Here is a 25,811-nt window from a genome sequence, read left to right as displayed (position 1 = left end):
GGTGCCCGGTCCGCACGTCCGCCCCGCCCCGGAGGGCGAATGCCCGTGCGGCGCCTGACCTGTGGAGGTGTGCGGGCTGTGGCGGCGGGGCTTATGTTTTGACCGGAGTGGATGCGGTAGGTACGCTCAGACCTTGTGCCTGGGGTGTGCCTGGGCTCCTGTGCGTGTCCATCAACCGCACGCGAGCCCGCATCGGCCACCGCGATCCATGCGTTTCCGTGCTTGCGCGGAGGTCCGCCGGATCCGACACACCCGACCGCGTGGGTCGGCAAAGTTCCAGGTTAGCTTCACTACACGGCACACAGAAACCGGAGAAGTAGTGCCTACGATCCAGCAGCTGGTCCGTAAGGGCCGGCAGGACAAGGTCGAGAAGACAAAGACCCCCGCGCTTGAGGCTTCGCCCCAGCGTCGTGGCGTCTGCACGCGTGTGTTCACGACCACCCCGAAGAAGCCGAACTCGGCGCTGCGTAAGGTCGCGCGTGTGCGTCTGACCTCCGGCATCGAGGTCACCGCTTACATTCCGGGTGAGGGACACAACCTGCAGGAGCACTCGATCGTGCTCGTGCGTGGTGGCCGTGTGAAGGACCTGCCGGGTGTTCGTTACAAGATCATCCGCGGTGCGCTTGACACCCAGGCTGTCAAGAACCGCAAGCAGGCCCGCAGCCGCTACGGCGCCAAGAAGGAGAAGTAAGAATGCCTCGTAAGGGCCCCGCCCCGAAGCGCCCGGTCATCATCGACCCGGTCTACGCATCTCCTCTGGTGACGTCGCTCATCAACAAGATCCTCCTGAACGGCAAGCGCTCCACCGCCGAGCGCATCGTCTACGGCGCCATGGAAGGCCTCCGCGAGAAGACCGGCAACGACCCGGTCATCACGCTGAAGCGCGCGCTGGAGAACGTCAAGCCGTCCCTCGAGGTCAAGTCCCGCCGTGTCGGTGGCGCGACCTACCAGGTCCCCGTCGAGGTCAAGCCGGGTCGCCAGTCGACCCTGGCGCTCCGCTGGCTCGTGGGTTACTCCCGCGCCCGTCGTGAGAAGACCATGACCGAGCGCCTCATGAACGAGCTGCTCGACGCCTCCAACGGTCTTGGCGCTGCCGTCAAGAAGCGCGAGGACACGCACAAGATGGCCGAGTCCAACAAGGCCTTCGCGCACTACCGCTGGTAGTCCCACCCCACATCGAGACCGAGAGAAGACCGAAGCCTTATGGCTACCACTTCGCTTGACCTGGCCAAGGTCCGCAACATCGGGATCATGGCCCACATCGACGCGGGCAAGACGACCACCACCGAGCGCATCCTGTTCTACACCGGTGTGTCGTACAAGATCGGTGAGGTCCACGACGGCGCCGCCACGATGGACTGGATGGAGCAGGAGCAGGAGCGTGGTATCACCATCACGTCTGCCGCCACCACCTGCCACTGGCCGCTCGAAGATGTTGACCACACCATCAACATCATCGACACCCCGGGTCACGTCGACTTCACCGTCGAGGTGGAGCGTTCGCTCCGCGTCCTCGACGGCGCCGTCACCGTGTTCGACGGTGTGGCCGGCGTCGAGCCGCAGTCCGAGACCGTTTGGCGTCAGGCGGACCGCTACGGCGTTCCGCGCATCTGCTTCGTCAACAAGCTCGACCGCACGGGTGCCGAGTTCCACCGCTGCGTCGAGATGATCAAGGACCGCCTCGGTGCGGTTCCGATCGTCATGCAGCTCCCCATCGGTGCCGAGGCCGACTTCCAGGGTGTCGTCGACCTCGTCCGCATGAAGGCGCTCGTCTGGTCCGCCGAGGCGACCAAGGGCGAGATGTACGACGTCGTCGACATCCCCGCCTCCCACACCGAGGCCGCCGAGGAATGGCGCGCCACGCTCGTGGAGCAGGTCGCGGAGAACGACGAAGAGATGATGGAGCTCTTCCTCGAGGGCATCGAGCCCACCGAGGAGCAGCTGCACGCCGCCGTGCGTCGCATCATCCTCGGCTCCGGCAAGGGCAAGGGCGAAGCCACGATCACCGCGGTGTTCTGCGGTACGGCGTTCAAGAACAAGGGCGTCCAGCCCCTGCTCGACGCCGTCGTGCGCTACCTGCCCTCCCCCCTGGACATCGAGGCCATCGAAGGCCACGACGTCAAGGACGCCGAGGTCGTCGTGAAGCGCAAGCCTTCGGACGAGGAGCCCCTCGCGGCGCTCGCGTTCAAGATCATGAGCGACCCGCACCTCGGTAAGCTCACCTTCGTCCGGGTTTACTCGGGCCGCCTGGAGACCGGCACCGCGGTGCTGAACTCCGTGAAGGGCAAGAAGGAGCGCATCGGCAAGATCTACCGCATGCACGCCAACAAGCGTGAAGAGATCGATGCGGTGGGCGCCGGCGACATCGTCGCCGTCATGGGCCTGAAGCAGACCACCACCGGTGAGACGCTGTGTGACGACAAGGCACCCGTGATCCTGGAGTCCATGGACTTCCCGGCTCCGGTCATCCAGGTCGCCATCGAGCCCAAGTCCAAGGGTGACCAGGAGAAGCTGGGTGTCGCCATCCAGCGTCTCGCGGAGGAGGACCCCTCCTTCCACGTTCACTCGGACGAGGAGACGGGCCAGACCATCCTCGGCGGTATGGGCGAGCTGCACCTCGAGGTGCTGGTCGACCGTATGAAGCGCGAGTTCAAGGTCGAGGCCAACGTCGGCAAGCCGCAGGTCGCGTACCGCGAGACCATCCGCAAGTCGGTCGAGCGTCACGACTACACCCACAAGAAGCAGACCGGTGGTACCGGTCAGTTCGCCAAGGTGCAGATCGCGATCGAGCCCATCACCGAGGCCGACGGTCCGGCGTACGAGTTCGTGAACAAGGTCACCGGTGGCCGCATCCCGAGGGAGTACATTCCTTCGGTCGACGCCGGTGCGCAGGAAGCCATGCAGTTCGGCATCCTGGCCGGCTACGAGATGACCGGCGTTCGCGTCATTCTTCTCGACGGTGGCTACCACGAGGTCGACTCCTCCGAGCTCGCCTTCAAGATCGCCGGTTCGCAGGCCTTCAAGGAGGCCGCGCGCAAGGCTTCTCCCGTGCTCCTCGAGCCGATGATGGCCGTCGAGGTCACCACGCCGGAGGAGTCCATGGGCGACGTCATCGGTGACATCAACTCCCGCCGTGGCCAGATCCAGGCCATGGAGGACCGTCACGGAGCCAAGATCGTCAAGGGCCTCGTGCCGCTTTCGGAGATGTTCGGCTACGTCGGAGACCTCCGCAGCAAGACCTCGGGTCGCGCCAGCTACTCGATGCAGTTCGACTCCTACGCCGAGGTTCCCCGGAACGTCGCTGAGGAGATCATCGCGAAGGCCAAGGGCGAGTAACTCTTCCGAGTACACGCTTTAGGCTTGCCACCGGAGCCTCTGGGGTAACAGGAGCAACCCTCCCGTTGCCCCGGGGGAACCGGCTATCCAGCAAAGATCACCTGGCGCCGATGATTCAAGGCGTACAGAACCACTCTCAGGAGGACCCCCGTGGCGAAGGCGAAGTTCGAGCGGACTAAGCCGCACGTCAACATCGGCACCATCGGTCACATTGACCACGGTAAGACGACCCTCACGGCCGCCATTACCAAGGTGCTGCACGACAAGTACCCGGACCTGAACGCGGCTTCGGCCTTCGATCAGATCGACAAGGCTCCTGAGGAGCGCCAGCGCGGTATCACCATCTCGATCGCGCACGTCGAGTACCAGACCGAGGCGCGTCACTACGCCCACGTCGACTGCCCGGGTCACGCGGACTACATCAAGAACATGATCACCGGTGCCGCGCAGATGGACGGTGCCATCCTCGTGGTCGCCGCCACCGACGGCCCGATGCCGCAGACCAAGGAGCACGTGCTCCTGGCCCGCCAGGTCGGCGTTCCGTACATCGTCGTCGCCCTGAACAAGGCCGACATGGTGGACGACGAGGAGATCCTGGAGCTCGTCGAGCTCGAGGTGCGTGAGCTCCTCTCCGAGTACGACTTCCCGGGCGACGACCTGCCGGTCGTCCAGGTCTCGGCGCTCAAGGCGCTCGAGGGCGACAAGGAGTGGGGCGACAAGCTCCTCGGCCTGATGGACGCCGTCGACGAGGCGATCCCGACCCCGCCGCGTGACACCGACAAGCCGTTCCTGATGCCCGTCGAGGACGTCTTCACGATCACCGGTCGTGGCACCGTCGTCACCGGTCGTATCGAGCGTGGTGTCCTCAAGGTCAACGAGACCGTCGACATCATCGGCATCAAGACCGAGAAGACCACCACCACGGTCACCGGCATCGAGATGTTCCGCAAGCTGCTCGACGAGGGCCAGGCCGGCGAGAACGTCGGTCTGCTCCTCCGTGGCATCAAGCGCGAGGACGTCGAGCGCGGCCAGGTCATCATCAAGCCCGGTTCGGTCACGCCGCACACCGAGTTCGAGGCCGCCGCGTACATCCTGTCGAAGGACGAGGGTGGTCGTCACACCCCGTTCTTCAACAACTACCGCCCGCAGTTCTACTTCCGTACCACGGACGTGACCGGCGTCGTGACCCTCCCCGAGGGCACCGAGATGGTCATGCCGGGCGACAACACCGACATGACGGTCTCGCTGATTCAGCCGGTCGCCATGGAGGAGGGCCTGAAGTTCGCCATCCGTGAGGGTGGTCGTACCGTCGGCGCCGGCCAGGTCACCAAGATCACGAAGTAATTTCGTGCTCTGACCTGGTAGCTCGCGCGAGCGGGCACCATGTTTGACGGAAGGGCCCCTTCCCACCGCTCCGGCGGCGGGGAGGGGCCCTTCTGCGTGCCCGGGGAGCTCCGTGGGGGCTCACTCGGGCGGGAGCGGTGGCAGGGGGGCGTCGGCGAAGGGCGTGACCCCGTCCGGCCAGGTGAAGGCGAAGCGGCGCGAGGGCCCGTCGTACGACACCGAGGCGCCGCACGCGGGGAGTCCGAAGCGGCGGTGGATCCAGCCGTCGAGGGCGAGGGCGGCGGCCTCCGAGCGGAAGTGGGCGTGCGGGTACGTGAGCGCGTCCACGTCGAGGACCAGGACTCCGTCCGCGGCGAGCCGCTCGGCGTGCAGCGACGCCCCGAAGGCGAGCCAGGCCGCGTCCTTCCAGTGGAGGGCGCGGTCCGCGGGCAGCCGCAGGCGCAGCCCGCGGTGGATCTGGAGGCCGGGGGAGCGCGGGACGGTGTCGGTCCCGTACGCGCCGGCGCTCAGGTCGGCGGCCAGGCCCGCGCCGGCGTGGAGGAAGCGGTAGCGGAAGACCTCGTGCATGGCGGTCATCCTCCGTGAGGGCGGTGGGAGGGCCCGTGGGGGGTGTCGGTGGCGTGTGAGAGGCTCCGCAGCGTAAGGGCGCCGTAAGGGGCGCGGGGACGGCTCGGGGTGGGACAGGCATGGGGCAGCGGGACGACGGCGGGGCGGGCATATCCGACGAGGAGTGGGCCCGGTTCGCCGACCAGGCCGCGGGGGAGCGCGGGGACGCCCCCCAGGAGCCGTCCGCGAGGGCGCGGATGGTGACGGAGCGGCTGCGGCGCGAGGACGCGGAGCGGGAGAGGTCGGCGCGCGGGAGGTTCGGGCGCAGGCGGACCCCGGCCCCGGCGCAGCCGCCGGGCTGGCGGACCGGTCCCGCGTGGCAGGAGATGGAGGGCCGGGGGAGGGGCAAGCGGCGGCTCAAGGCCGCGGGGGCCGTGGTGCTGATCGCGGGGCTGGCCCTGGTCGCGCTGCGGCCGGAGCTGGTCATCGACCGGGTCACGGGGAAGGCGCAGTCCCGTGAGGAGGCCAGGAACGCCGCTCCGCTGCCCGCGGAGTCCGTACGGCCCACCGGGGCCCCCGAGGACCGGTACCCGGACCGGCCGACGCTGAGGGAGCCGTTCCGGGGCTCGCCGGCCGCCCAGTGGGCCGACGGGGCCGCGGGGATCGAGGTACCGCAGGCGCAGTCGGTCGGCGGGGTGTCGAAGGAGGAGGTCGCGGACGCGCTGGCGAAGGCCAAGGAGTTCCTGACCGCGGCCAACCTGGACCCGGCCGTCCTGCGGGGACAGTGGCCGGCCGGGGCGATGTCCCTGCTGGATCCCCGGGACGACCGGACGTCCAAGGACATGACCGAGGCCTACGCGCGGCCCAGCGCCGAGCGCGATCCGCTGAACCTGTTCACCCGGTACGACCCGGCGGAGCTCAAGCCCGTCGGCGACGTGGTCAAGGTCCGGGGCCGGATGTGGGTGGAGGCGGGGAAGGAGCCCGGCCAGGCGTCGGTGAAGTTCGACTACTCCTTCGTCTACCCCTTCGTGAAGCTCAAGGGCAATCCGGAGGACGTCGCGCGGACGATCGTGCGGCGGGAGGGCTCGTTCAGCGCGGTCGACCGGCGCAAGTGGGAGGGGACGCCCGGCAAGCTGTGGATCGACGAGTACAACGTCGACCTCGCCAACAGCTCCTGTGACCGGTACGACGGCTACCTGCACCCGTCGTTCTTCTCCGACCCGGACGCCGGCGGACCCGAGCCGTCCGGAACGCCGGTGGACCCGTACGACCGGTCCAAGCCCGTCAACGACGGATCCGACGGCGGCTGCCGGACCCTCACCCGAAGCTGATCAGCGGCCCCGCCAGGGAGAACCGCCGCGCGCCGCAGTTTGACGTGTCCGCGCGGCGGGGTATTCTCTTCCGCCCGATTGGCCAGGTACGTGTCTCGTATGGCAGACTACTCAAGTTGCTCGGTTGAGTGCCGATGCTGCGCGCCTCCCGCCGGGAGGACCGGAAGCGAGTCCCACAGTACTCGTCGTCCTTAATCTGCCTTTCGGGGCAGCAATGGGGACGGACGTACGGGAATCTTCTGGGAAGTGTCAGCACGGTGCACACCAGGCACTCGGCGGGTGTTTCTCCCCCGACGCGCGGTCTTGGGACCGCACCCCCTTGGAGAGGGAATTTCCGTATGGGAATTTTCTGTAGAGGGAGTGCGACACGCCCGACCGCGTGGGTCGGAGGAAAGACTGCGGGACCCGATCTCGCAGCCGGCCGGGAGCCAGAGCGTTTCCACATACAGACAGGACTACGGAGTAGCCATGGCGGGACAGAAGATCCGCATCCGGCTCAAGGCCTACGACCACGAGGTCATCGATTCCTCGGCGAAGAAGATCGTCGAGACGGTGACGCGCACTGGTGCGTCGGTCGCGGGCCCGGTGCCGCTGCCCACTGAGAAGAACGTGTACTGCGTCATCAAGTCGCCGCACAAGTACAAGGACTCGCGCGAGCACTTCGAGATGCGCACGCACAAGCGCCTGATCGACATCCTCGACCCGACCCCCAAGACCGTTGACTCGCTGATGCGCCTGGACCTTCCGGCCGGCGTTGACATCGAGATCAAGCTCTGAGAGGCGTCGAGAAGATGGCAAAGCAGATCAAGGGCGTCCTGGGCGAGAAGCTCGGCATGACCCAGGTCTGGGACGAGAACAACCGTGTCGTCCCGGTGACCGTGGTCAAGGCCGGACCCTGCGTCGTTACCCAGGTCCGTACGAACGACATCGACGGCTACGAGTCGGTCCAGATCGCCTTCGGCGAGATCGACCCGCGCAAGGTGAACAAGCCCCTCAAGGGCCACTTCGCCAAGGCCGACGTGACCCCCCGCCGCCACCTGGTGGAGCTCCGCACCTCCGACGCCAGCGAGTACACGCTCGGCCAGGAGATCACTGCTGAGGTGTTCGAGTCCGGCGTCAAGGTTGACGTCACGGGCAACAGCAAGGGCAAGGGCTTCGCCGGTGTCATGAAGCGGCACAACTTCCGGGGCCTCGGCGCCGGTCACGGTGTGCAGCGCAAGCACCGCTCCCCCGGTTCGATCGGTGGCTGCGCCACCCCTGGGCGTGTCTTCAAGGGCATGCGCATGGCCGGTCGTATGGGTAACGAGCGCGTCACCACCCAGAACCTGACCATCCACGCGGTTGACGCGGAGAAGGGTCTGCTGCTCATCAAGGGCGCGGTCCCCGGTCCGAACGGCGGCCTCGTCCTGGTCCGTACCGCGGCCAAGGGGGCTTGAGGTAATGAGCACCATTGACATCCTTTCGCCGGCAGGCGACAAGGCCGGTACCGTCGAGCTCCCCGCGGAGATCTTCGACGCGAAGACCAGCGTTCCGCTGATCCACCAGGTCGTTGTCGCCCAGCTGGCTGCTGCCCGTCAGGGCACGCACAAGACCAAGCGTCGTGGCGAAGTCCGTGGTGGTGGCCGCAAGCCGTACCGCCAGAAGGGCACCGGCCGCGCGCGTCAGGGTTCCACCCGTGCGCCGCAGTTCGTCGGCGGTGGCGTCGTCCACGGCCCGCAGCCGCGTGACTACTCCCAGCGGACCCCGAAGAAGATGAAGGCCGCCGCCCTCCGCGGTGCCCTCTCGGACCGTGCGCGTCACTCCCGCATCCACGTCGTCACCGGCGTGGTCGAGGGTGCCGCCTCCACGAAGGCCGCCAAGACGCTGTTCGGCAAGATCTCGGAGCGCAAGAACGTGCTCCTGGTCGTCGAGCGCGCCGACGAGGCCGCGTGGCTGTCCGCCCGCAACCTGCCCCAGGTTCACATCCTGGAGCCGGGCCAGCTGAACACGTACGACGTGATCGTCTCTGACGACGTGGTCTTCACTCAGGCCGCTTTCGAGTCCTTCGTGTCTGGCCCCAAGGCCGATGAGACCGAAGGGAGCGACGCCTGATGTCTGAGGCGACCGTTACCAGCAAGACCTTCACCGACCCGCGCGACCTGCTGATCAAGCCGGTTGTCTCGGAGAAGAGCTACGCGCTGCTGGACGAGAACAAGTACACGTTCATCGTCGCGCCCGGCGCCAACAAGACCCAGATCAAGCAGGCCGTGGAAGCGGTCTTCTCGGTCAAGGTCACCGGGGTCAACACGATCAACCGTCAGGGTAAGCGCAAGCGGACCAAGACCGGTTTCGGCAAGCGTGCGAACACCAAGCGCGCCATCGTGACCCTTGCCGAGGGCAACCGTATCGACATCTTCGGCGGCCAGGCCTCCTAACGGAGGTCTAGTCGTCCGGAATCGGACGAGGACTGAGAAATGGGTATCCGCAAGTACAAGCCGACGACCCCGGGCCGTCGTGGCTCCAGCGTCGCCGACTTTGTCGAGATCACGCGGTCCACGCCGGAGAAGTCGCTGGTTCGCCCCCTGCACAGCAAGGGCGGCCGTAACAACACCGGTCGGATCACCGTTCGCCACCAGGGTGGTGGACACAAGCGCGCCTACCGCGTGATCGACTTCCGTCGTCACGACAAGGACGGCGTGCCGGCCAAGGTCGCGCACATCGAGTACGACCCCAACCGCACCGCGCGCATCGCGCTGCTGCACTACGCCGACGGCGAGAAGCGCTACATCATCGCGCCGAAGGCCCTGAAGCAGGGTGACCGGATTGAGAACGGCCCGACGGCCGACATCAAGCCCGGCAACAACCTGGCGCTCCGCAACATCCCGGTCGGTACCACGATCCACGCGATCGAGCTCCGTCCCGGTGGTGGCGCGAAGTTCGCCCGCTCCGCTGGTGCCTCCGTGCAGCTGCTGGCGAAGGAGGGCACCATGGCCCACCTCCGCATGCCGTCGGGCGAGATCCGTCTCGTCGACGCGCGCTGCCGCGCCACGGTCGGCGAGGTCGGCAACGCCGAGCAGTCGAACATCAACTGGGGCAAGGCCGGCCGTATGCGCTGGAAGGGCGTTCGCCCGTCCGTCCGCGGTGTCGCGATGAACCCGGTTGACCACCCGCACGGTGGTGGTGAGGGCAAGACCAGTGGTGGTCGCCACCCGGTCTCCCCGTGGGGTCAGAAGGAGGGTCGTACTCGCTCGCCGAAGAAGGCTTCGAGCAAGTACATCGTCCGCCGCCGCAAGACGAACAAGAAGCGCTAGGAGCGGGTTTAGATGCCGCGCAGTCTCAAGAAGGGGCCCTTCGTCGACGACCACCTCGTAAAGAAGGTGGACGTCCAGAACGAAGCCGGCACCAAGAACGTCATCAAGACCTGGTCCCGTCGCTCGATGATCATCCCCAGCATGCTGGGTCACACCATCGCGGTGCACAACGGCAAGACCCACGTCCCGGTGTTCGTCACCGAGTCGATGGTCGGCCACAAGCTCGGCGAGTTCTCGCCGACTCGCACCTTCCGCGGCCACGTCAAGGACGACCGGAAGTCGAAGCGCCGCTAAAGGCGGGGTGGTAACGACTATGACTTACACCGAAGGGACAACCATGGAAGCCAGGGCCCAGGCGCGGTACATCCGCGTCACGCCCATGAAGGCCCGCCGAGTGGTGGACCTTATCCGTGGCATGGATGCCACGGAGGCTCAGGCGGTCCTGCGTTTCGCCCCGCAGGCCGCGAGCGTGCCGGTTGGCAAGGTGCTGGACAGCGCCATTGCCAACGCCGCACACAACTACAACCACCCGGACGCCTCCACGCTGGTCATCAGCGAGGCGTACGTGGACGAGGGCCCGACCCTGAAGCGGTTCCGTCCGCGTGCCCAGGGCCGTGCCTACCGGATCCGCAAGCGGACCAGCCACATCACCGTGGTCGTCAGCAGCAAGGAAGGTTCCCGGTAATGGGCCAGAAGGTAAACCCGCACGGGTTCCGGCTCGGCATCACCACCGACTTCAAGTCGCGTTGGTACGCCGACAAGCTGTACAAGGACTACGTCAAGGAAGACGTCGCCATCCGTCGGATGATGACGTCCGGCATGGAGCGCGCCGGCATCTCGAAGGTTGAGATCGAGCGCACCCGTGACCGCGTGCGTGTGGACATCCACACCGCTCGTCCGGGCATCGTCATCGGCCGCCGTGGCGCCGAGGCCGACCGCATCCGCGGTGACCTCGAGAAGCTCACGGGCAAGCAGGTCCAGCTGAACATCCTCGAGGTCAAGAACCCCGAGCTTGACGCTCAGCTGGTTGCCCAGGCCGTTGCCGAGCAGCTCTCCTCCCGCGTCTCCTTCCGTCGTGCCATGCGCAAGAGCATGCAGGGCACGATGAAGGCCGGCGCCAAGGGCATCAAGATCCAGTGTGGCGGCCGTCTCGGCGGCGCCGAGATGTCCCGCTCCGAGTTCTACCGCGAGGGTCGTGTGCCGCTGCACACGCTGCGCGCGAACGTGGACTACGGCTTCTTCGAGGCCAAGACCACCTTCGGCCGTATCGGTGTGAAGGTCTGGATCTACAAGGGCGACGTCAAGAACATCGCCGAGGTTCGCGCCGAGAACGCTGCGGCCCGTGCGGGTAACCGCCCGGCCCGTGGTGCTCAGGGCGCTGGCGACCGTCCCGCCGGCCGTGGTGGCCGTGGTGGCGAGCGCGGCGGCCGTGGTGGCCGCAAGCCGCAGCAGGCTGCTGGTGCCGAGGCCCCCAAGGCCGACGCTCCCGCCGCCGCTCCGGCCGAGAGCACCGGAACGGAGGCCTGACCGACATGCTGATCCCTCGTAGGGTCAAGCACCGCAAGCAGCACCACCCGAAGCGCCGCGGTATGGCCAAGGGCGGTACTGAGGTCTCGTTCGGCGAGTACGGCATCCAGGCGCTGACCCCGGCGTACGTGACGAACCGCCAGATCGAGGCGGCTCGTATTGCGATGACCCGTCACATCAAGCGTGGCGGCAAGGTCTGGATCAACATCTACCCGGACCGTCCGCTCACCAAGAAGCCTGCCGAGACCCGCATGGGTTCCGGTAAGGGTTCTCCCGAGTGGTGGATCGCGAACGTGCACCCGGGCCGGGTCATGTTCGAGCTGTCCTACCCGAACGAGAAGATTGCTCGTGAGGCGCTCACCCGCGCTGCTCACAAGCTTCCGATGAAGTGCCGGATTGTTCGGCGCGAGGCAGGTGAGTCGTGATGGCGACGGGAACCAAGGCGTCCGAGCTGCGTGAGCTCGGCAACGAGGAGCTCGTTGGCAAGCTGCGCGAGGCCAAGGAGGAGCTGTTCAAGCTCCGCTTCCAGGCGGCCACGGGTCAGCTGGAGAACAACGGCCGGCTCAAGTCCGTCCGTAAGGACATCGCTCGCATCTACACCCTGATGCACGAGCGTGAGCTCGGTATCGAGACGGTGGAGAGCGCCTGATGAGCGAGAACAACGTGACTGAGAAGACCGAGCGCGGTTTCCGCAAGACCCGTGAGGGTCTGGTCGTCAGCGACAAGATGGACAAGACCGTCGTCGTCGCCGTCGAGGACCGCGTGAAGCACGCCCTGTACGGCAAGGTCATCCGCCGTACGAACAAGCTCAAGGCGCACGACGAGCAGAACGCTGCCGGCGTCGGCGACCGCGTCCTCATCATGGAGACGCGTCCGCTGTCGGCGAGCAAGCGCTGGCGCATCGTCGAGATCCTCGAGAAGGCCAAGTAATTCGTCCGGGGGGTTTCCCCCGGATTCGTTCCGCCAGGCTCGGTGGGGGCCGCCGCTCTTCGGAGTGTGAGGCCCCCGCCGGGAACCGGCAGACAAACAGGAGATACACGTGATCCAGCAGGAGTCGCGACTGCGTATCGCCGACAACACTGGTGCCAAGGAAATCCTTTGCATCCGTGTTCTCGGTGGTTCCGGTCGCCGCTACGCGGGCATCGGTGACGTCATCGTCGCCACCGTCAAGGACGCGATCCCCGGTGGCAACGTGAAGAAGGGTGACGTCGTCAAGGCGGTCATCGTTCGCACCGTCAAGGAGCGTCGCCGCCAGGACGGCTCGTACATCCGCTTTGACGAGAACGCCGCCGTCATTCTGAAGAACGACGGCGACCCTCGCGGCACCCGTATCTTCGGCCCGGTGGGCCGTGAGCTGCGCGAGAAGAAGTTCATGAAGATCATCTCGCTCGCGCCGGAGGTGCTGTAAGCATGAAGATCAAGAAGGGCGACCTGGTTCAGGTCATCACCGGTAAGGACAAGGGCAAGCAGGGCAAGGTCATCGTTGCCTTCCCCGCTGAGAACCGCGTCCTCGTCGAGGGTGTCAACCGGGTCAAGAAGCACACCAAGGCTGCGCAGAACCAGGCCGGCGGCATCGTGATCACCGAGGCCCCGGTCCACGTGAGCAACGTTCAGCTGGTTGTGGAGAAGGACGGCAAGAAGGTCGTCACCCGCGTCGGCTACCGCTTCGACGACGAGGGCAACAAGATCCGCGTTGCCAAGCGGACGGGTGAGGACATCTGATGGCTACCACTCCGCGTCTCAAGACGAAGTACCGCGAGGACATCGCGGGCAAGCTGCGTGAGGAGTTCTCCTACGAGAACGTCATGCAGATTCCCGGCCTCGTGAAGATCGTGGTCAACATGGGTGTGGGCGACGCCGCCCGCGACTCCAAGCTGATCGACGGCGCCATCAAGGACCTGACGACGATCACCGGTCAGAAGCCGGCCGTCACGAAGGCCCGCAAGTCCATCGCGCAGTTCAAGCTGCGCGAGGGTCAGCCGATCGGCTGCCACGTCACCCTCCGTGGTGACCGCATGTGGGAGTTCCTGGACCGTACGCTGTCGCTCGCGCTGCCGCGTATCCGTGACTTCCGTGGTCTGTCGCCGAAGCAGTTCGACGGCCGTGGCAACTACACCTTCGGTCTCACGGAGCAGGTCATGTTCCACGAGATCGACCAGGACAAGATCGACCGTACCCGGGGTATGGACATCACCGTGGTCACCACGGCGACCAACGACGACGAGGGCCGCGCCCTCCTTCGTCACCTCGGCTTCCCCTTCAAGGAGGCGTAAGCGAGATGGCGAAGAAGGCTCTCATCGCGAAGGCTGCCCGTAAGCCCAAGTTCGGTGTGCGTGCGTACACCCGCTGCCAGCGCTGCGGTCGCCCCCACTCCGTGTACCGCAAGTTCGGCCTGTGCCGCGTGTGCCTTCGTGAGATGGCTCACCGTGGCGAGCTGCCGGGCGTGACCAAGAGCTCCTGGTAATTCCCTCTCGTCCGTAAGGACTTGAGGAGTACCAGGCACTCTCGGTAAGCATCTGGTCGGCGGATGCCCGGCCGCGCATGCCTTAGGCTTGTGTGGTTGGGCGTCCGCCGCCCATAACGACTTACTACGCCGTAGGTCCCCGCACCGCACCCGTCCCGCCTCTGAGTGGGGAGAGGGATGGCGCATACAGGAAACCCCGGCGAGAGAGGCCGAAGGCCACTTCATGACCATGACTGACCCGATCGCAGACATGCTCACGCGTCTGCGTAACGCTAACTCGGCGTACCACGACACCGTCGTGATGCCGCACAGCAAGATCAAGTCGCACATCGCAGAGATCCTCAAGCAGGAGGGTTTCATCACCGGCTGGAAGGTCGAGGACGCCGAGGTCGGCAAGAACCTCGTCCTCGAGCTGAAGTTCGGGCCGAACCGTGAGCGCTCCATCGCGGGCATCAAGCGGATCTCGAAGCCCGGTCTGCGCGTGTACGCGAAGTCCACCAACCTGCCGAAGGTCCTCGGCGGCCTGGGCGTGGCGATCATCTCCACGTCCCACGGTCTCCTGACCGGCCAGCAGGCAGGCAAGAAGGGCGTAGGTGGGGAAGTCCTCGCCTACGTCTGGTAGTCGGGAACGGAGGAAAAGCAATGTCGCGAATCGGCAAGCTCCCCATCCAGGTTCCCGCCGGTGTGGACGTCACCATCGACGGCCAGACGGTCGCAGTGAAGGGCCCCAAGGGCTCCCTCACGCACACCGTCAAGGCGCCGATCGAGATCGTCAAGGGTGAGGAAGGCGTTCTGAACGTCACCCGCCCGAACGACGAGCGTCAGAACAAGGCCCTGCACGGCCTGTCCCGCACGCTGGTGGCGAACATGATCACCGGTGTGACCACGGGGTACGTCAAGGCTCTCGAGATCAGCGGTGTCGGTTACCGCGTCGCCGCGAAGGGCTCCGACCTGGAGTTCCAGCTTGGCTACAGCCACCCGATCCTGATCGAGGCGCCCGAGGGCATCTCGTTCAAGGTCGAGTCGCCCACCAAGTTCTCGGTCGAGGGCATCGACAAGCAGAAGGTCGGCGAGGTCGCCGCCAACATCCGCAAGCTGCGGAAGCCCGACCCGTACAAGGCCAAGGGTGTCAAGTACGCCGGCGAAGTCATCCGCCGCAAGGTCGGAAAGGCTGGTAAGTAGCCATGGCATACGGTGTGAAGATCGCCAAGGGCGACGCGTACAAGCGCGCTGCCAAGGCTCGCCGCCACATCCGCATCCGCAAGAACGTCTCGGGTACGGCGGAGCGTCCGCGCCTCGTCGTGACGCGTTCCAACCGCAACATCGTTGCTCAGGTCATCGACGACCTCCAGGGTCACACCCTGGCGTCGGCGTCGACCCTGGACGCTTCGATCCGCGGTGGCGAAGGCGACAAGAGCGCCCAGGCCCAGGCTGTCGGCGCGCTCGTCGCCGAGCGTGCCAAGGCCGCGGGTGTCGAGACCGTCGTGTTCGACCGCGGTGGCAACCGATACGCCGGGCGCATTGCCGCTCTGGCTGACGCCGCCCGCGAAGCCGGGCTGAAGTTCTAAGCCCCGGTTCCGGGACTCACGGACGTAACAGAGAGAGGTAATCCAATGGCTGGACCCCAGCGCCGCGGAAGCGGTGCCGGTGGCGGCGAGCGGCGGGACCGGAAGGGTCGCGACGGTGGCCCTGCCGCCGAGAAGACCGCTTACGTTGAGCGCGTTGTCGCGATCAACCGCGTCGCCAAGGTTGTCAAGGGTGGTCGCCGCTTCAGCTTCACCGCGCTGGTCGTGGTGGGCGACGGTGACGGCACCGTAGGTGTCGGTTACGGCAAGGCCAAGGAAGTTCCCGCGGCCATCGCCAAGGGTGTCGAGGAAGCCAAGAAGAACTTCTTCAAGGTTCCGCGCATCCAGGGCACCATCCCTCACCCGATCACGGGCGAGCGTGCCGCGGGCGTCGTGCTCCTGAAGCCGGCTTCCCCCGGTACCGGTGTTATCGCCGGTGGTCCGGTGCGCGCCGTTCTGGAGTGCGCCGGCGTTCACGACATCCTGTCGAAGTCGCTCGGCTCTTCGAACGCGATCAACATCGTGCACGCGACCGTGGCGGCCCTCAAGGGCCTGCAGCGTCCCGAGGAGATCGCGGCTCGCCGTGGTCTGCCCCTCGAGGACGTCGCCCCCGCGGCTCTCCTTCGTGCACGTGCCGGGGCGGGTGTCTGATGGCCCGCCTCAAGATCACGCAGACGAAGTCGTACATCGGCAGCAAGCAGAACCACCGCGACACGCTGCGTTCGCTCGGGCTCAAGCGCCTGAACGACGTCGTCGTCAAGGAGGACCGCCCCGAGTTCCGCGGCATGGTGCAGACCGTCCGCCACCTCGTGACGGTTGAGGAGGTTGACTAACATGGCTGAGAGCAGCCCGCTGAAGGCCCACAACCTCCGTCCCGCCCCCGGTGCCAAGACCGCGAAGACCCGTGTCGGTCGTGGTGAGGCGTCGAAGGGTAAGACGGCCGGTCGTGGTACGAAGGGCCAGAAGGCCCGTTACCAGATCCCGCAGCGCTTCGAGGGTGGGCAGATGCCCCTCCACATGCGCCTGCCGAAGCTCAAGGGCTTCAAGAACCCGTTCCGCACCGAGTTCCAGGTCGTGAACCTGGACAAGCTCGGCGCTCTCTACCCCGAGGGTGGAGAAGTCACGGTGGCCGACCTGGTCGCCAAGGGCGCGGTTCGCAAGAACAGCCTCGTCAAGGTCCTGGGCCAGGGCGAGCTCTCCGTGGCGCTGCAGGTTTCGGTTGACGCCGTTTCCGCCTCCGCCAAGGAGAAGATTGCCGCTGCCGGCGGCACCGTCACCGAGCTCGTCTAAGACGAAACTCAGTGACAAATAGCTAGAAACCCGACCGGGGATGCCTCACATATGGGGCATCCCCGGTTGGTCGTTCCACGGGGGGCGCAGTCGCCGGTAAGGTGGCCTGCACCTTTGCTTGTACGTATTCGTCGATCCCTCAGACCGTCACCTCTGACGCAGTAGCGCGGGGGTCGCAGGAGGCACCGTGCTCACCGCGTTCGCCCGGGCGTTCAAGACGCCCGACCTGCGCAAGAAGCTGCTCTTCACGCTCGGCATCATCGTGCTGTATCGGCTCGGGTCCCACATCCCGGTACCCGGCGTGAGCTACAAGAACGTTCAGATCTGTCTCGACCAGATGGGGAATGGCAGCAACAGCCTCTTCGGTCTGGTCAACATGTTCAGCGGCGGTGCGCTGCTGCAGATCACGATCTTCGCGCTCGGCATCATGCCCTACATCACGGCGAGCATCATCCTGCAGCTGCTGACCGTGGTCATCCCGAAGCTGGAGAACCTCAAAAAAGAGGGTCAGTCCGGCACGGCGAAGATCACTCAGTACACGCGCTATTTGACGGTCGCACTCGCGATCCTGCAGGGCACCGGTCTCGTCGCCACCGCCCGCACGGGTGCCCTCTTCGGGGCCTGCCCGGTCGCTCGTGAGATCGTCCCGGACCGGTCGATCTTCACCACAGTCGTCATGGTGCTGACCATGACCGCCGGTACTTGTGTCGTCATGTGGCTCGGTGAGCTCATCACCGACCGCGGCATCGGCAACGGCATGTCGATCCTGATGTTCATCTCGATCGCCGCCGGCTTCGTCGGTTCCCTGTGGACCATCAAGCTCCAGGGCAAGATCGCTGGAGGCTGGGTCGAGTTCGGCGTGGTCATCCTCGTCGGTCTCGCCATGGTGGCCCTGGTGGTCTTCGTCGAGCAGGCGCAGCGCCGCATCCCGGTGCAGTACGCGAAGCGCATGATCGGCCGCCGTGCCTACGGCGGTACCTCTACCTACATCCCGCTCAAGGTGAACCAGGCCGGTGTCATCCCGGTCATCTTCGCCTCGTCGCTGCTGTACATCCCGGCCCTGATCGTGCAGTTCAGCGGCTCGACCGCGGGCTGGGCGACCTGGATCCAGAAGCACTTCGTCAAGGGCGACCACCCGTACTACATCGCCGTCTACTTCCTCCTGATCGTCTTCTTCGCGTTCTTCTACGTGGCGATCTCGTTCAACCCCGAGGAAGTTGCCGACAACATGAAGAAGTATGGTGGCTTCATCCCGGGCATCCGCGCCGGCCGGCCTACCGCCGAGTACCTGAGCTACGTACTCAACCGGATCACCTGGCCCGGCTCGCTGTACCTGGGTCTGATCGCTCTCGTGCCGACAATGGCGTTGGCGGGCTTCGGGGCGAACCAGAACTTCCCGTTCGGCGGGACGAGCATCCTCATCATCGTGGGTGTGGGTCTGGAAACCGTGAAGCAGATCGAGAGCCAGCTCCAGCAGCGCAATTACGAAGGGTTCCTCCGCTGATGCGAATCGTCCTCGTCGGACCGCCCGGTGCGGGCAAGGGCACGCAGGCCGCGTTCCTTGCCAAGAACCTGTCCATCCCGCACATCTCCACGGGCGACCTGTTCCGGGCCAACATCAGCCAGGGCACCGACCTCGGCCGGCGTGCGAAGGCGTTCATGGACGCCGGTGACCTCGTCCCCGACGAGATCACCATCGGCATGGCCAAGGACCGCATGGAGCAGCCGGACGCCGCGAACGGCTTCCTGCTCGACGGCTTCCCGCGCAACGTCTCCCAGGCGCAGGCGCTCGACGCCATGCTGACGTCCGCGGGCATGAAGCTGGACGCCGTCCTCGACCTGGAGGTCGAGGAGGACGAGGTCGTCAAGCGCATCGCCGGCCGCCGGACCTGCCGCAACGACTCGGCGCACGTCTTCCACGTGCTGTACGCCCCGCCGAAGACCGAGGGTGTCTGCGACACCTGCGGCGGCGAGCTGTACCAGCGCGGGGACGACTCCGAGGCCACGGTGCGCAACCGGCTGGAGGTCTACCACACGCAGACCGAGCCGATCATCGACTACTACAAGGCCCAGGGCCTGCTGGTGACGATCTCGGCCCTCGGTGAGGTCGCCGACGTCACGAAGCGCGCGATGGAAGCCCTCAAGAAGTAGTCCCCTGCTGTTCGTAGTGCGGGTACGGCCGCGGTGTCCCCTGGGCATCGCGGCCGTACTGTTGAGAAGACCCGGTTTCGAAGGTGGAAGGCCCGTTCATGGTTCAGATCAAGACCCCCGAGCAGATCGCGAAGATGCGCGAGGCAGGGCTGGTCGTCGCCGCGATCCACGCGGCGACCCGTGAGGCCGCGGTGCCGGGCTCCACCACGCGGGATCTGGACATGGTGGCGCGCAAGGTCATCGCGGACGCCGGAGCCAAGTCGAACTTCCTCGGCTACGGCGGTTTCCCCGCGACGATCTGCACCTCCGTGAACGAGGTCGTCGTCCACGGCATCCCGGACGACAAGACGGTCCTCAAGGACGGCGACATCATCTCCATCGACGCCGGTGCCATCGTGGACGGCTGGCACGGTGACGCGGCCTACACGGCCTTCGTGGGCACCGGGCACGCACCGGAGCTGGTCGAGCTCTCCCGGGTCACTGAGGAGTCGATGTGGGCCGGTATCGCGGCGATGAAGCTCGGCAACCGCCTGGTCGACATCTCGAAGGCGATCGAGACGTACATCAAGCGCCAGCCGCGTCCCACGACGGGTGAGCACAGCCTCGGCAAGTTCGGGATCATCGAGGACTACGGCGGCCACGGCATCGGTTCCGAGATGCACATGGACCCGCACCTGCTGAACTACGTCTCGCGCAAGCGGGGCAAGGGCATCAAGCTCGTCCCGGGCCTGTGCCTGGCGATCGAGCCCATGGTCTCCCTGGGCACCGCCCAGACGGAGGTCCTGGCCGACGACTGGACGGTCATCACGACGGACGGCACCTGGTCCTCGCACTGGGAGCACTCCATCGCGCTGACCGAGGCCGGCCCCATCGTCCTGACCAGCCCGGACTGCGGCAAGGCGAAGCTGGCGGAGTACGGGGTCACCACGGCTCCGGACCCCCTGGCGTAATGATCTACACTCTGGGGCAAACTTTCCGGATTCGTCTTTCTGGGTGCCCTGACGTAGACTGACTCGTCGGCTCTCGTGCACTTCCATGCCTGCATGGGGCGCGAGGCCGATCAAGGTAGCCGATTCGAAAGGCGAAGCGTGGCCAAGAAGCAAGGTGCCATCGAAATCGAGGGCACCGTGATCGAGTCCCTCCCGAACGCGATGTTCAAGGTGGAACTCCAGAACGGTCACAAGGTCCTCGCGCACATCAGCGGCAAGATGCGCATGCACTACATCCGCATCCTCCCTGATGACCGGGTCGTCGTGGAGCTGTCTCCGTACGACCTCACGCGTGGCCGGATCGTCTACCGATACAAGTAGATCTTGTCTTCACTCCCGTCTGGGCGTCTTGTCCCGGCGCGGGTGGTGGCACTGACCCGGAGAACCTCACCAACATGAAGGTCAAGCCGAGCGTCAAGAAGATCTGCGACAAGTGCAAGGTGATCCGCCGTCACGGTCGGGTCATGGTCATCTGCGACAACCTGCGCCACAAGCAGCGCCAGGGCTGACGCACGCCGACCGACCTGCCTTCCGCAGTTCTTCGCGCGACGTAAGAAAACGTACATACGCAGAACCCGCCCAGCCCTGCGAGGGGCCGGCGGTACCTCCGGCGGGGGCCGGGGACCCGGACGTACCACTCACCCACTCAGGGTGGTCGGCGGTCGGGGTCGGTTCTGCTGAAGACCCCCGAACACACAGGAGCCATTGAATGGCACGCGTTTCCGGTGTTGACATCCCGCGCGAAAAGCGCGTGGAGATCGCACTCACCTACGTCTTCGGTGTCGGTCGCACCCGGTCCAAGGAGATCCTTGCGGCCACGGGCGTGAACCCCGACACCCGCGTTCGTGACCTGGCCGAAGAGGACCTGGTCAAGATCCGCGAGTACGTGGACGCCAACCTCCGCACCGAGGGTGACCTCCGCCGCGAGATCCAGGCCGACATCCGCCGCAAGGTCGAGATCCAGTGCTACCAGGGTATCCGCCACCGTCGCGGCCTCCCGGTGCACGGTCAGCGCACCAGCACGAACGCCCGTACCCGCAAGGGTCCGCGTCGCGCGATCGCCGGTAAGAAGAAGCCGGGCAAGAAGTAGTCCTGTTCAGCGGTCTTGCGCTGTAGGACCGACCACCTCCCGTAGGAGAAATAGATGCCCCCCAAGGGTCGTCAGGGCGCTGCCAAGAAGGTGCGCCGCAAGGAAAAGAAGAACGTCGCTCACGGGCACGCCCACATCAAGAGCACGTTCAACAACACGATCGTCTCGATCACGGACCCCGCGGGCAACGTGATCTCCTGGGCCTCCGCCGGCCACGTCGGCTTCAAGGGCTCGCGCAAGTCCACCCCCTTCGCCGCGCAGATGGCCGCCGAGTCGGCCGCCCGTCGCGCGCAGGAGCACGGCATGCGCAAGGTCGACGTCTTCGTCAAGGGTCCCGGCTCCGGCCGTGAGACCGCGATCCGCTCCCTCCAGGCCACCGGCCTCGAGGTCGGCTCGATCCAGGACGTCACCCCCACCCCGCACAACGGCTGCCGTCCGCCGAAGCGCCGCCGCGTCTGACGCAGCGGACGCACCTGTGCGTCTTTGAGTGTCCGGGCGGTACGAACCCCTCGCGGGGGACGTGCCGCCCGTACCCTTGTAGTCCGCAGCACCACGCTGCACCCGTCGGGCGTCAAATAGTGGGCGTCCACGAATGAAGGAACACAGACATGCTTATCGCTCAGCGTCCTTCGCTGACCGAAGAGGTCGTCGACGAGTACCGCTCGCGGTTCGTGATCGAGCCGCTGGAGCCGGGCTTCGGCTACACCCTCGGCAACTCCCTGCGCCGCACCCTGCTCTCCTCGATCCCGGGTGCCGCCGTCACCAGCATCCGCGTGGACGGCGTGCTGCACGAGTTCACCACCGTGCCGGGTGTCAAGGAAGACGTCACCGACATCATCCTCAACATCAAGCAGCTGGTCGTCTCCTCGGAGCACGACGAGCCGGTCGTGATGTACCTGCGCAAGCAGGGTCCCGGCCTGGTCACCGCCGCCGACATCGCGCCCCCGGCCGGTGTCGAGGTGCACAACCCGGACCTGGTCCTCGCCACGCTCAACGGCAAGGGCAAGCTGGAGATGGAGCTGACCGTCGAGCGCGGCCGCGGCTACGTCTCCGCCGTCCAGAACAAGCAGCTGGGCCAGGAGATCGGCCGCATCCCGATCGACTCGATCTACAGCCCGGTCCTCAAGGTCACCTACAAGGTCGAGGCGACCCGAGTCGAGCAGCGCACCGACTTCGACAAGCTGATCGTCGACGTCGAGACCAAGCAGGCCATGCGCCCGCGCGACGCCATGGCGTCCGCCGGCAAGACCCTGGTCGAGCTGTTCGGTCTGGCCCGTGAGCTCAACATCGACGCCGAGGGCATCGACATGGGCCCCTCGCCGACGGACGCGGCCCTGGCCGCCGACCTGGCGCTGCCGATCGAGGAGCTGGAGCTCACGGTCCGCTCCTACAACTGCCTCAAGCGCGAGGGCATCCACTCCGTGGGTGAGCTCGTGGCGCGTTCCGAGGCCGACCTGCTCGACATCCGCAACTTCGGTGCGAAGTCGATCGACGAGGTCAAGGCGAAGCTGGCCGGCATGGGCCTGGCGCTCAAGGACAGCCCGCCCGGATTCGACCCGACCGCCGCCGCCGACGCCTTCGGCGCCGACGACGACGCGGACGCCGGTTTCGTCGAGACCGAGCAGTACTGAGCCTCGGCTCGCAGCACAGACTTTCCCGCGGCGTCCGCCTCGGGGGAACTGACACCGGTACCTGACACGGCCGGTGCAGATATGAAGGAGTAACACCATGCCGCGTCCCGCAAAGGGTGCCCGTCTGGGCGGCAGCGCCGCGCACGAGAAGCACCTCCTCGCGAACCTCGCGAAGTCGCTCTTCGAGCACGGCCGCATCACCACCACCGAGGCCAAGGCCCGTCGCCTGCGTCCCTACGCCGAGCGTCTGGTCACCAAGGCCAAGAAGGGCGACATCCACAACCGTCGCCTGGTGCTGCAGACGATCACGGACAAGAGCATCGTGCACACGCTGTTCACCGAGATCGCCCCGCGCTACGAGAACCGCCCCGGCGGTTACACGCGCATCACCAAGATCGGCAACCGTCGTGGCGACAACGCCCCGATGGCGGTCATCGAGCTGGTCGAGGCCCTGACGGTCGCCCAGCAGGCCACTGGTGAGGCCGAGGCCGCCACCAAGCGCGCCGTGAAGGAGGCGGAGGCCGCCGAGGCTCCCGCCGCCGAGGAGACCAAGGAGGCCTGATCCCCTCCGGGATCACGCCGAACGGCTCTGAACGGGCCCGCCCCCTTCCCGGGGCGGGCCCGTTCCCGCTTTCTCCCGGGACCACAGCCCGGGACCACAGCCCGGGAACACAGCGCGGGAACGCAGCCCTGGAACCCCTGAGAGGATCGGTCACGTGAGTGACGAGGTGGAGCCCGGGCACGTCCGGGTGCGGCTGGACCTGTCGTACGACGGCAAGGACTTCTCCGGCTGGGCGAAGCAGCGCGTGCTGCGGACCGTGCAGGGCGAGCTGGAGTCCGCCCTGCAGACCGTGATGCGGCTCCCGGACCCGGTCGAGCTGACCGTCGCCGGACGCACGGACGCCGGGGTGCACGCCCGCGGGCAGGTCGCGCAGTTCGACCTCGCCGAGGAGGTGTGGGCCGAGCACCACGACAAGCTGCTGCGCCGCCTCGCCGGACGCCTCCCGCACGACGTACGGGTCTGGCGGGCCGCCGAGGCCCCCGAGGGCTTCAACGCGCGCTTCTCGGCGATCTGGCGCCGCTACGCCTACCGCGTCGGGGACCACCAGGCCGGCGTGGACCCGCTGCGCCGCGGGCACGTCCTGTGGCACCAGTGGCCGCTCGACGTGGACGCCATGAACGAGGCCGCCGCCGCGCTGCTCGGCGAGCACGACTTCGCCGCGTACTGCAAGAAGCGCGAGGGCGCCACGACCATCCGTACGCTCCAGCAGCTCAGCTGGGAGCGGGCCGAGGACGGCATCGTCACCGCGACCGTCCGCGCCGACGCCTTCTGCCACAACATGGTGCGCTCCCTCGTGGGCGCCCTGCTGCACGTCGGCGACGGGCACCGGCCCGTCGAGTGGCCCGGCCGGATCCTGGCCGCCGGCGTACGGGACTCCTCGGTGCACGTGGTGAAGCCGCACGGGCTCACCCTGGAGGAGGTCGGCTACCCCGCCGACGAGCTGCTGGCCGCCCGCAGCAAGGAAGCGCGCAACGTACGCACCCTGCCGGGAGCCGGCTGCTGCTGAGGGGCCGCTTATCCGTTTGGGCGGATCGCCGGGGGACCGGGACAATGCCCGGCATGGGACATCTCGAAGCCAGCCACCTGGAGTACTACCTTCCCGACGGGCGGGTCCTGCTCCCCGACGTCTCCTTCCGCGTGGGGGAGGGCTCGGTGGTCGCCCTGGTGGGGGCGAACGGGGCCGGCAAGACCACCCTGCTCAAGCTGATCTCCGGCGAGCTCCAGCCGCACGGCGGCGGCGTCGCCATCAGCGGCGGCCTCGGCGTGATGTCGCAGTTCGTGGGCTCGGTCCGGGACGAGACGACCGTACGGGACCTGCTGGTGTCGGTGTCCCAGCCGCGGATCCGGGAGGCCGCCAAGGCCGTCGACCGGGCCGAGCACCTCATCCTCACCGTCGACGACGAGGCCGCGCAGATGGCGTACGCGCAGGCGCTGAGCGACTGGGCCGACGTCCAGGGGTACGAGGCGGAGACCCTGTGGGACGTCTGCACCATGGCCGCGCTGGCCATCCCGTACGACAGCGCCCAGTACCGCGAGGTGCGCACGCTGTCGGGCGGTGAGCAGAAGCGGCTCGTCCTGGAGGCGCTGCTGCGCGGGCCGGACGAGGTGCTGCTGCTCGACGAGCCGGACAACTACCTGGACGTCCCCGGCAAGCGGTGGCTGGAGGAGCAGCTGGCGGCGACCCGCAAGACCGTGCTCTTCGTGTCGCACGACCGGGAGCTGCTCACCCAGGCCGCCGAGAAGATCATCAGCCTGGAGGCGAGCCCGACGGGCAGCGACGTGTGGGTGCACGGTGCCGGTTTCGCCACCTACCACGAGGCCCGCAAGGAGCGCTTCGCGCGCTTCGAGGAGCTCAAGCGGCGCTGGGACGAGGAGCACGCCCGGCTGAAGGCCCTGGTGCTGCGGCTGCGCAACCAGGCCGCGAGCAGCCCCGACATGGCCTCGCGGTACCGGGCGATGCAGACCCGCTTCCAGAAGTTCGAGGAGGCCGGGCCGCCGCCGGAGCCGCCGCGTGAGCAGGACATCCGGATGCGGCTCAAGGGCGGGCGTACGGGCGTGCGCGCGCTGACCGTGGAGAACCTGGAGCTGACCGGCCTGATGAAGCCGTTCTCGCTGGAGGTCTTCTACGGGGAGCGGGTCGCGGTGCTCGGTTCGAACGGTTCCGGCAAGTCGCACTTCCTGCGGCTGCTGGCGGGCGAGGACGTCAAGCACACGGGCGAGTGGAAGCTGGGCGCTCGGGTGCTGCCCGGGCACTTCGCGCAGACCCACGCCCACCCGGAGCTGTTCGGCCGCACGCTCGTCGACATCCTGTGGACGGAGGCGGCGAAGCCGCTCGGCGCGGCGATGGGCGCGCTGCGCCGCTACGAGCTGGAGCGGCAGGGCGACCAGCCCTTCGAGAAGCTCTCGGGCGGTCAGCAGGCACGTTTCCAGATCCTGCTGCTGGAGCTGGCCGGAACCACGGCGCTGCTGCTGGACGAGCCGACGGACAACCTCGACCTGGAATCGGCGGAGGCCTTGCAGGACGGGCTGGAGTCCTACGACGGCACCGTGCTCTGCGTCACCCACGACCGCTGGTTCGCGCGCACATTTGACCGTTACCTGGTCTTCGGTTCGGACGGTGTTGTGCGGGAGACTCAGGAACCCGTCTGGGACGAACGTAGGGTCGAGCGCAAGCGCTAGGGGGCGACCACCTCCT

At 66.8% G+C, this 25,811-nt stretch carries 38 protein-coding genes; 37 read left to right on the top strand and 1 reads right to left on the bottom strand.

All coding sequences use genetic code 11. The annotated features are described in order from the left end of the window. The first annotated feature begins 319 nt into the window (after nucleotides 1-319). The 4 genes from rpsL to tuf all read left to right on the top strand — a co-directional run bounded on the left by rpsL (nucleotide 320) and on the right by tuf (nucleotide 4,680). On the top strand, nucleotides 320-691 hold the full coding sequence (rpsL, locus tag ABZZ17_RS02310; protein WP_007265893.1) for a 30S ribosomal protein S12: 372 nt from the start codon (nucleotides 320-322) through the stop codon (nucleotides 689-691). A gap of 2 nt (nucleotides 692-693) precedes the next feature. Further along, nucleotides 694-1,164: a 30S ribosomal protein S7 gene (gene rpsG / locus ABZZ17_RS02305; RefSeq protein WP_007265894.1), complete on the top strand. Its 471-nt coding sequence runs from the start codon at nucleotides 694-696 to the stop codon at nucleotides 1,162-1,164. 39 nt (nucleotides 1,165-1,203) lie between these two features. Beyond that, nucleotides 1,204-3,336, top strand: coding sequence for an elongation factor G (fusA, locus tag ABZZ17_RS02300; RefSeq protein ID WP_356871016.1), 2,133 nt, complete (start codon nucleotides 1,204-1,206; stop codon nucleotides 3,334-3,336). 150 nt (nucleotides 3,337-3,486) lie between these two features. After that, nucleotides 3,487-4,680 carry an elongation factor Tu gene (gene tuf, locus ABZZ17_RS02295; protein WP_356871014.1) on the top strand — a complete coding sequence of 398 codons (1,194 nt, stop codon included), beginning with the start codon at nucleotides 3,487-3,489 and terminating at the stop codon, nucleotides 4,678-4,680. A 120-nt stretch (nucleotides 4,681-4,800) separates the two neighbouring features. Here the strand turns inward: tuf and ABZZ17_RS02290 are convergent, their stop codons facing one another. Continuing rightward, entirely contained in the window at nucleotides 4,801-5,247 is a 447-nt protein-coding gene (locus ABZZ17_RS02290) for a hypothetical protein (protein ID WP_356871012.1), read from the bottom strand. 119 nt (nucleotides 5,248-5,366) lie between these two features. Here ABZZ17_RS02290 and ABZZ17_RS02285 point away from each other — a divergent pair, with 119 nt between their 5' ends. From ABZZ17_RS02285 to ABZZ17_RS02125, 33 genes are all read left to right on the top strand, one after another. Then, nucleotides 5,367-6,557, top strand: a complete 1,191-nt coding sequence (locus tag ABZZ17_RS02285; protein WP_356871010.1) for a hypothetical protein — start codon at nucleotides 5,367-5,369, stop codon at nucleotides 6,555-6,557. A 468-nt stretch (nucleotides 6,558-7,025) separates the two neighbouring features. Continuing rightward, nucleotides 7,026-7,334: a 30S ribosomal protein S10 gene (gene rpsJ, locus ABZZ17_RS02280; protein ID WP_003948644.1), complete on the top strand. Its 309-nt coding sequence runs from the start codon at nucleotides 7,026-7,028 to the stop codon at nucleotides 7,332-7,334. Nucleotides 7,335-7,348: 14 nt separating this feature from the next. Continuing rightward, nucleotides 7,349-7,993 carry a 50S ribosomal protein L3 gene (gene rplC, locus ABZZ17_RS02275; protein WP_007265899.1) on the top strand — a complete coding sequence of 215 codons (645 nt, stop codon included), beginning with the start codon at nucleotides 7,349-7,351 and terminating at the stop codon, nucleotides 7,991-7,993. A gap of 4 nt (nucleotides 7,994-7,997) precedes the next feature. Beyond that, nucleotides 7,998-8,648, top strand: a complete 651-nt coding sequence (gene rplD, locus ABZZ17_RS02270) for a 50S ribosomal protein L4 (RefSeq protein WP_327254486.1) — start codon at nucleotides 7,998-8,000, stop codon at nucleotides 8,646-8,648. Next, nucleotides 8,648-8,971: a 50S ribosomal protein L23 gene (gene rplW, locus ABZZ17_RS02265; protein ID WP_007265901.1), complete on the top strand. Its 324-nt coding sequence runs from the start codon at nucleotides 8,648-8,650 to the stop codon at nucleotides 8,969-8,971. Before rplD ends, rplW begins: the two co-directional genes overlap by 1 nt. 39 nt (nucleotides 8,972-9,010) lie before the next feature. Further along, the gene (gene rplB / locus ABZZ17_RS02260; protein ID WP_008739715.1) at nucleotides 9,011-9,847 is read left to right on the top strand and encodes a 50S ribosomal protein L2; all 837 of its coding nucleotides are present in this window, start codon (nucleotides 9,011-9,013) and stop codon (nucleotides 9,845-9,847) included. Nucleotides 9,848-9,859: 12 nt separating this feature from the next. Beyond that, nucleotides 9,860-10,141 carry a 30S ribosomal protein S19 gene (gene rpsS / locus ABZZ17_RS02255; RefSeq protein ID WP_008739713.1) on the top strand — a complete coding sequence of 94 codons (282 nt, stop codon included), beginning with the start codon at nucleotides 9,860-9,862 and terminating at the stop codon, nucleotides 10,139-10,141. Nucleotides 10,142-10,184: 43 nt separating this feature from the next. After that, nucleotides 10,185-10,532: a 50S ribosomal protein L22 gene (rplV, locus tag ABZZ17_RS02250; RefSeq protein WP_007265904.1), complete on the top strand. Its 348-nt coding sequence runs from the start codon at nucleotides 10,185-10,187 to the stop codon at nucleotides 10,530-10,532. Then, nucleotides 10,532-11,374, top strand: a complete 843-nt coding sequence (gene rpsC / locus ABZZ17_RS02245; protein ID WP_008739710.1) for a 30S ribosomal protein S3 — start codon at nucleotides 10,532-10,534, stop codon at nucleotides 11,372-11,374. The genes rplV and rpsC overlap by 1 nt, the downstream gene beginning before the upstream one ends. A 5-nt stretch (nucleotides 11,375-11,379) precedes the next feature. Then, nucleotides 11,380-11,799 carry a 50S ribosomal protein L16 gene (rplP, locus tag ABZZ17_RS02240; protein ID WP_030026326.1) on the top strand — a complete coding sequence of 140 codons (420 nt, stop codon included), beginning with the start codon at nucleotides 11,380-11,382 and terminating at the stop codon, nucleotides 11,797-11,799. Next, on the top strand, nucleotides 11,799-12,023 hold the full coding sequence (gene rpmC, locus ABZZ17_RS02235) for a 50S ribosomal protein L29 (RefSeq protein ID WP_008739703.1): 225 nt from the start codon (nucleotides 11,799-11,801) through the stop codon (nucleotides 12,021-12,023). The genes rplP and rpmC overlap by 1 nt, the downstream gene beginning before the upstream one ends. Further along, entirely contained in the window at nucleotides 12,023-12,304 is a 282-nt protein-coding gene (rpsQ, locus tag ABZZ17_RS02230) for a 30S ribosomal protein S17 (RefSeq protein ID WP_030008467.1), read from the top strand. The genes rpmC and rpsQ overlap by 1 nt, the downstream gene beginning before the upstream one ends. 109 nt (nucleotides 12,305-12,413) lie before the next feature. Continuing rightward, complete coding sequence (rplN, locus tag ABZZ17_RS02225) at nucleotides 12,414-12,782, top strand: 50S ribosomal protein L14 (RefSeq protein ID WP_008739701.1); 369 nt, start codon at nucleotides 12,414-12,416, stop codon at nucleotides 12,780-12,782. Between the two features lie 2 nt (nucleotides 12,783-12,784). Then, entirely contained in the window at nucleotides 12,785-13,096 is a 312-nt protein-coding gene (rplX, locus tag ABZZ17_RS02220) for a 50S ribosomal protein L24 (protein ID WP_150258782.1), read from the top strand. Next, complete coding sequence (rplE, locus tag ABZZ17_RS02215) at nucleotides 13,096-13,647, top strand: 50S ribosomal protein L5 (protein ID WP_030388859.1); 552 nt, start codon at nucleotides 13,096-13,098, stop codon at nucleotides 13,645-13,647. Before rplX ends, rplE begins: the two co-directional genes overlap by 1 nt. Before the next feature lie 5 nt (nucleotides 13,648-13,652). Then, on the top strand, nucleotides 13,653-13,838 hold the full coding sequence (locus ABZZ17_RS02210; RefSeq protein ID WP_003956452.1) for a type Z 30S ribosomal protein S14: 186 nt from the start codon (nucleotides 13,653-13,655) through the stop codon (nucleotides 13,836-13,838). A gap of 223 nt (nucleotides 13,839-14,061) precedes the next feature. Beyond that, complete coding sequence (rpsH, locus tag ABZZ17_RS02205; RefSeq protein WP_007265911.1) at nucleotides 14,062-14,460, top strand: 30S ribosomal protein S8; 399 nt, start codon at nucleotides 14,062-14,064, stop codon at nucleotides 14,458-14,460. Between the two features lie 20 nt (nucleotides 14,461-14,480). Continuing rightward, nucleotides 14,481-15,020: a 50S ribosomal protein L6 gene (rplF, locus tag ABZZ17_RS02200; RefSeq protein WP_356871007.1), complete on the top strand. Its 540-nt coding sequence runs from the start codon at nucleotides 14,481-14,483 to the stop codon at nucleotides 15,018-15,020. 2 nt (nucleotides 15,021-15,022) lie between these two features. Beyond that, nucleotides 15,023-15,406, top strand: a complete 384-nt coding sequence (rplR, locus tag ABZZ17_RS02195; RefSeq protein ID WP_030026334.1) for a 50S ribosomal protein L18 — start codon at nucleotides 15,023-15,025, stop codon at nucleotides 15,404-15,406. A 45-nt stretch (nucleotides 15,407-15,451) separates the two neighbouring features. Then, entirely contained in the window at nucleotides 15,452-16,054 is a 603-nt protein-coding gene (gene rpsE / locus ABZZ17_RS02190) for a 30S ribosomal protein S5 (protein ID WP_267033226.1), read from the top strand. After that, the gene (gene rpmD, locus ABZZ17_RS02185) at nucleotides 16,054-16,236 is read left to right on the top strand and encodes a 50S ribosomal protein L30 (protein ID WP_053682614.1); all 183 of its coding nucleotides are present in this window, start codon (nucleotides 16,054-16,056) and stop codon (nucleotides 16,234-16,236) included. Before rpsE ends, rpmD begins: the two co-directional genes overlap by 1 nt. 1 nt (nucleotide 16,237) lies before the next feature. Further along, complete coding sequence (gene rplO, locus ABZZ17_RS02180) at nucleotides 16,238-16,693, top strand: 50S ribosomal protein L15 (protein WP_356871005.1); 456 nt, start codon at nucleotides 16,238-16,240, stop codon at nucleotides 16,691-16,693. Nucleotides 16,694-16,880: 187 nt separating this feature from the next. Next, nucleotides 16,881-18,197, top strand: a complete 1,317-nt coding sequence (secY, locus tag ABZZ17_RS02175; protein ID WP_356871003.1) for a preprotein translocase subunit SecY — start codon at nucleotides 16,881-16,883, stop codon at nucleotides 18,195-18,197. Continuing rightward, nucleotides 18,197-18,844, top strand: a complete 648-nt coding sequence (locus tag ABZZ17_RS02170) for an adenylate kinase (RefSeq protein WP_356871001.1) — start codon at nucleotides 18,197-18,199, stop codon at nucleotides 18,842-18,844. Before secY ends, ABZZ17_RS02170 begins: the two co-directional genes overlap by 1 nt. Before the next feature lie 98 nt (nucleotides 18,845-18,942). Beyond that, entirely contained in the window at nucleotides 18,943-19,794 is an 852-nt protein-coding gene (gene map / locus ABZZ17_RS02165) for a type I methionyl aminopeptidase (protein WP_356870999.1), read from the top strand. A 138-nt stretch (nucleotides 19,795-19,932) separates the two neighbouring features. Then, nucleotides 19,933-20,154, top strand: coding sequence for a translation initiation factor IF-1 (gene infA / locus ABZZ17_RS02160; RefSeq protein ID WP_003956442.1), 222 nt, complete (start codon nucleotides 19,933-19,935; stop codon nucleotides 20,152-20,154). A 74-nt stretch (nucleotides 20,155-20,228) separates the two neighbouring features. Then, nucleotides 20,229-20,342, top strand: coding sequence for a 50S ribosomal protein L36 (rpmJ, locus tag ABZZ17_RS02155; RefSeq protein WP_003956441.1), 114 nt, complete (start codon nucleotides 20,229-20,231; stop codon nucleotides 20,340-20,342). Between the two features lie 200 nt (nucleotides 20,343-20,542). Further along, a complete protein-coding gene (gene rpsM / locus ABZZ17_RS02150) occupies nucleotides 20,543-20,923 on the top strand; it encodes a 30S ribosomal protein S13 (RefSeq protein WP_008739674.1) in 381 nt (126 codons plus the stop codon). Nucleotides 20,924-20,977: 54 nt separating this feature from the next. Continuing rightward, nucleotides 20,978-21,382 carry a 30S ribosomal protein S11 gene (gene rpsK, locus ABZZ17_RS02145; RefSeq protein ID WP_006376016.1) on the top strand — a complete coding sequence of 135 codons (405 nt, stop codon included), beginning with the start codon at nucleotides 20,978-20,980 and terminating at the stop codon, nucleotides 21,380-21,382. 149 nt (nucleotides 21,383-21,531) lie between these two features. Next, the gene (locus tag ABZZ17_RS02140) at nucleotides 21,532-22,554 is read left to right on the top strand and encodes a DNA-directed RNA polymerase subunit alpha (RefSeq protein WP_008739666.1); all 1,023 of its coding nucleotides are present in this window, start codon (nucleotides 21,532-21,534) and stop codon (nucleotides 22,552-22,554) included. 97 nt (nucleotides 22,555-22,651) lie between these two features. Continuing rightward, entirely contained in the window at nucleotides 22,652-23,116 is a 465-nt protein-coding gene (gene rplQ / locus ABZZ17_RS02135) for a 50S ribosomal protein L17 (RefSeq protein WP_250751467.1), read from the top strand. A 154-nt stretch (nucleotides 23,117-23,270) separates the two neighbouring features. Beyond that, nucleotides 23,271-24,122: a tRNA pseudouridine(38-40) synthase TruA gene (gene truA / locus ABZZ17_RS02130; protein ID WP_356870996.1), complete on the top strand. Its 852-nt coding sequence runs from the start codon at nucleotides 23,271-23,273 to the stop codon at nucleotides 24,120-24,122. 44 nt (nucleotides 24,123-24,166) lie between these two features. Next, entirely contained in the window at nucleotides 24,167-25,795 is a 1,629-nt protein-coding gene (locus tag ABZZ17_RS02125; RefSeq protein WP_356870994.1) for an ATP-binding cassette domain-containing protein, read from the top strand. Nucleotides 25,796-25,811: the final 16 nt, after the last annotated feature.

This window comes from Streptomyces sp. NPDC006512, assembly GCF_040611935.1.
Classification (GTDB): Bacteria; Actinomycetota; Actinomycetes; order Streptomycetales; family Streptomycetaceae; genus Streptomyces.
The sequence above is the reverse complement of the archived record's forward strand: the minus strand, read 5'-3'. Positions and strand labels throughout refer to the sequence as shown.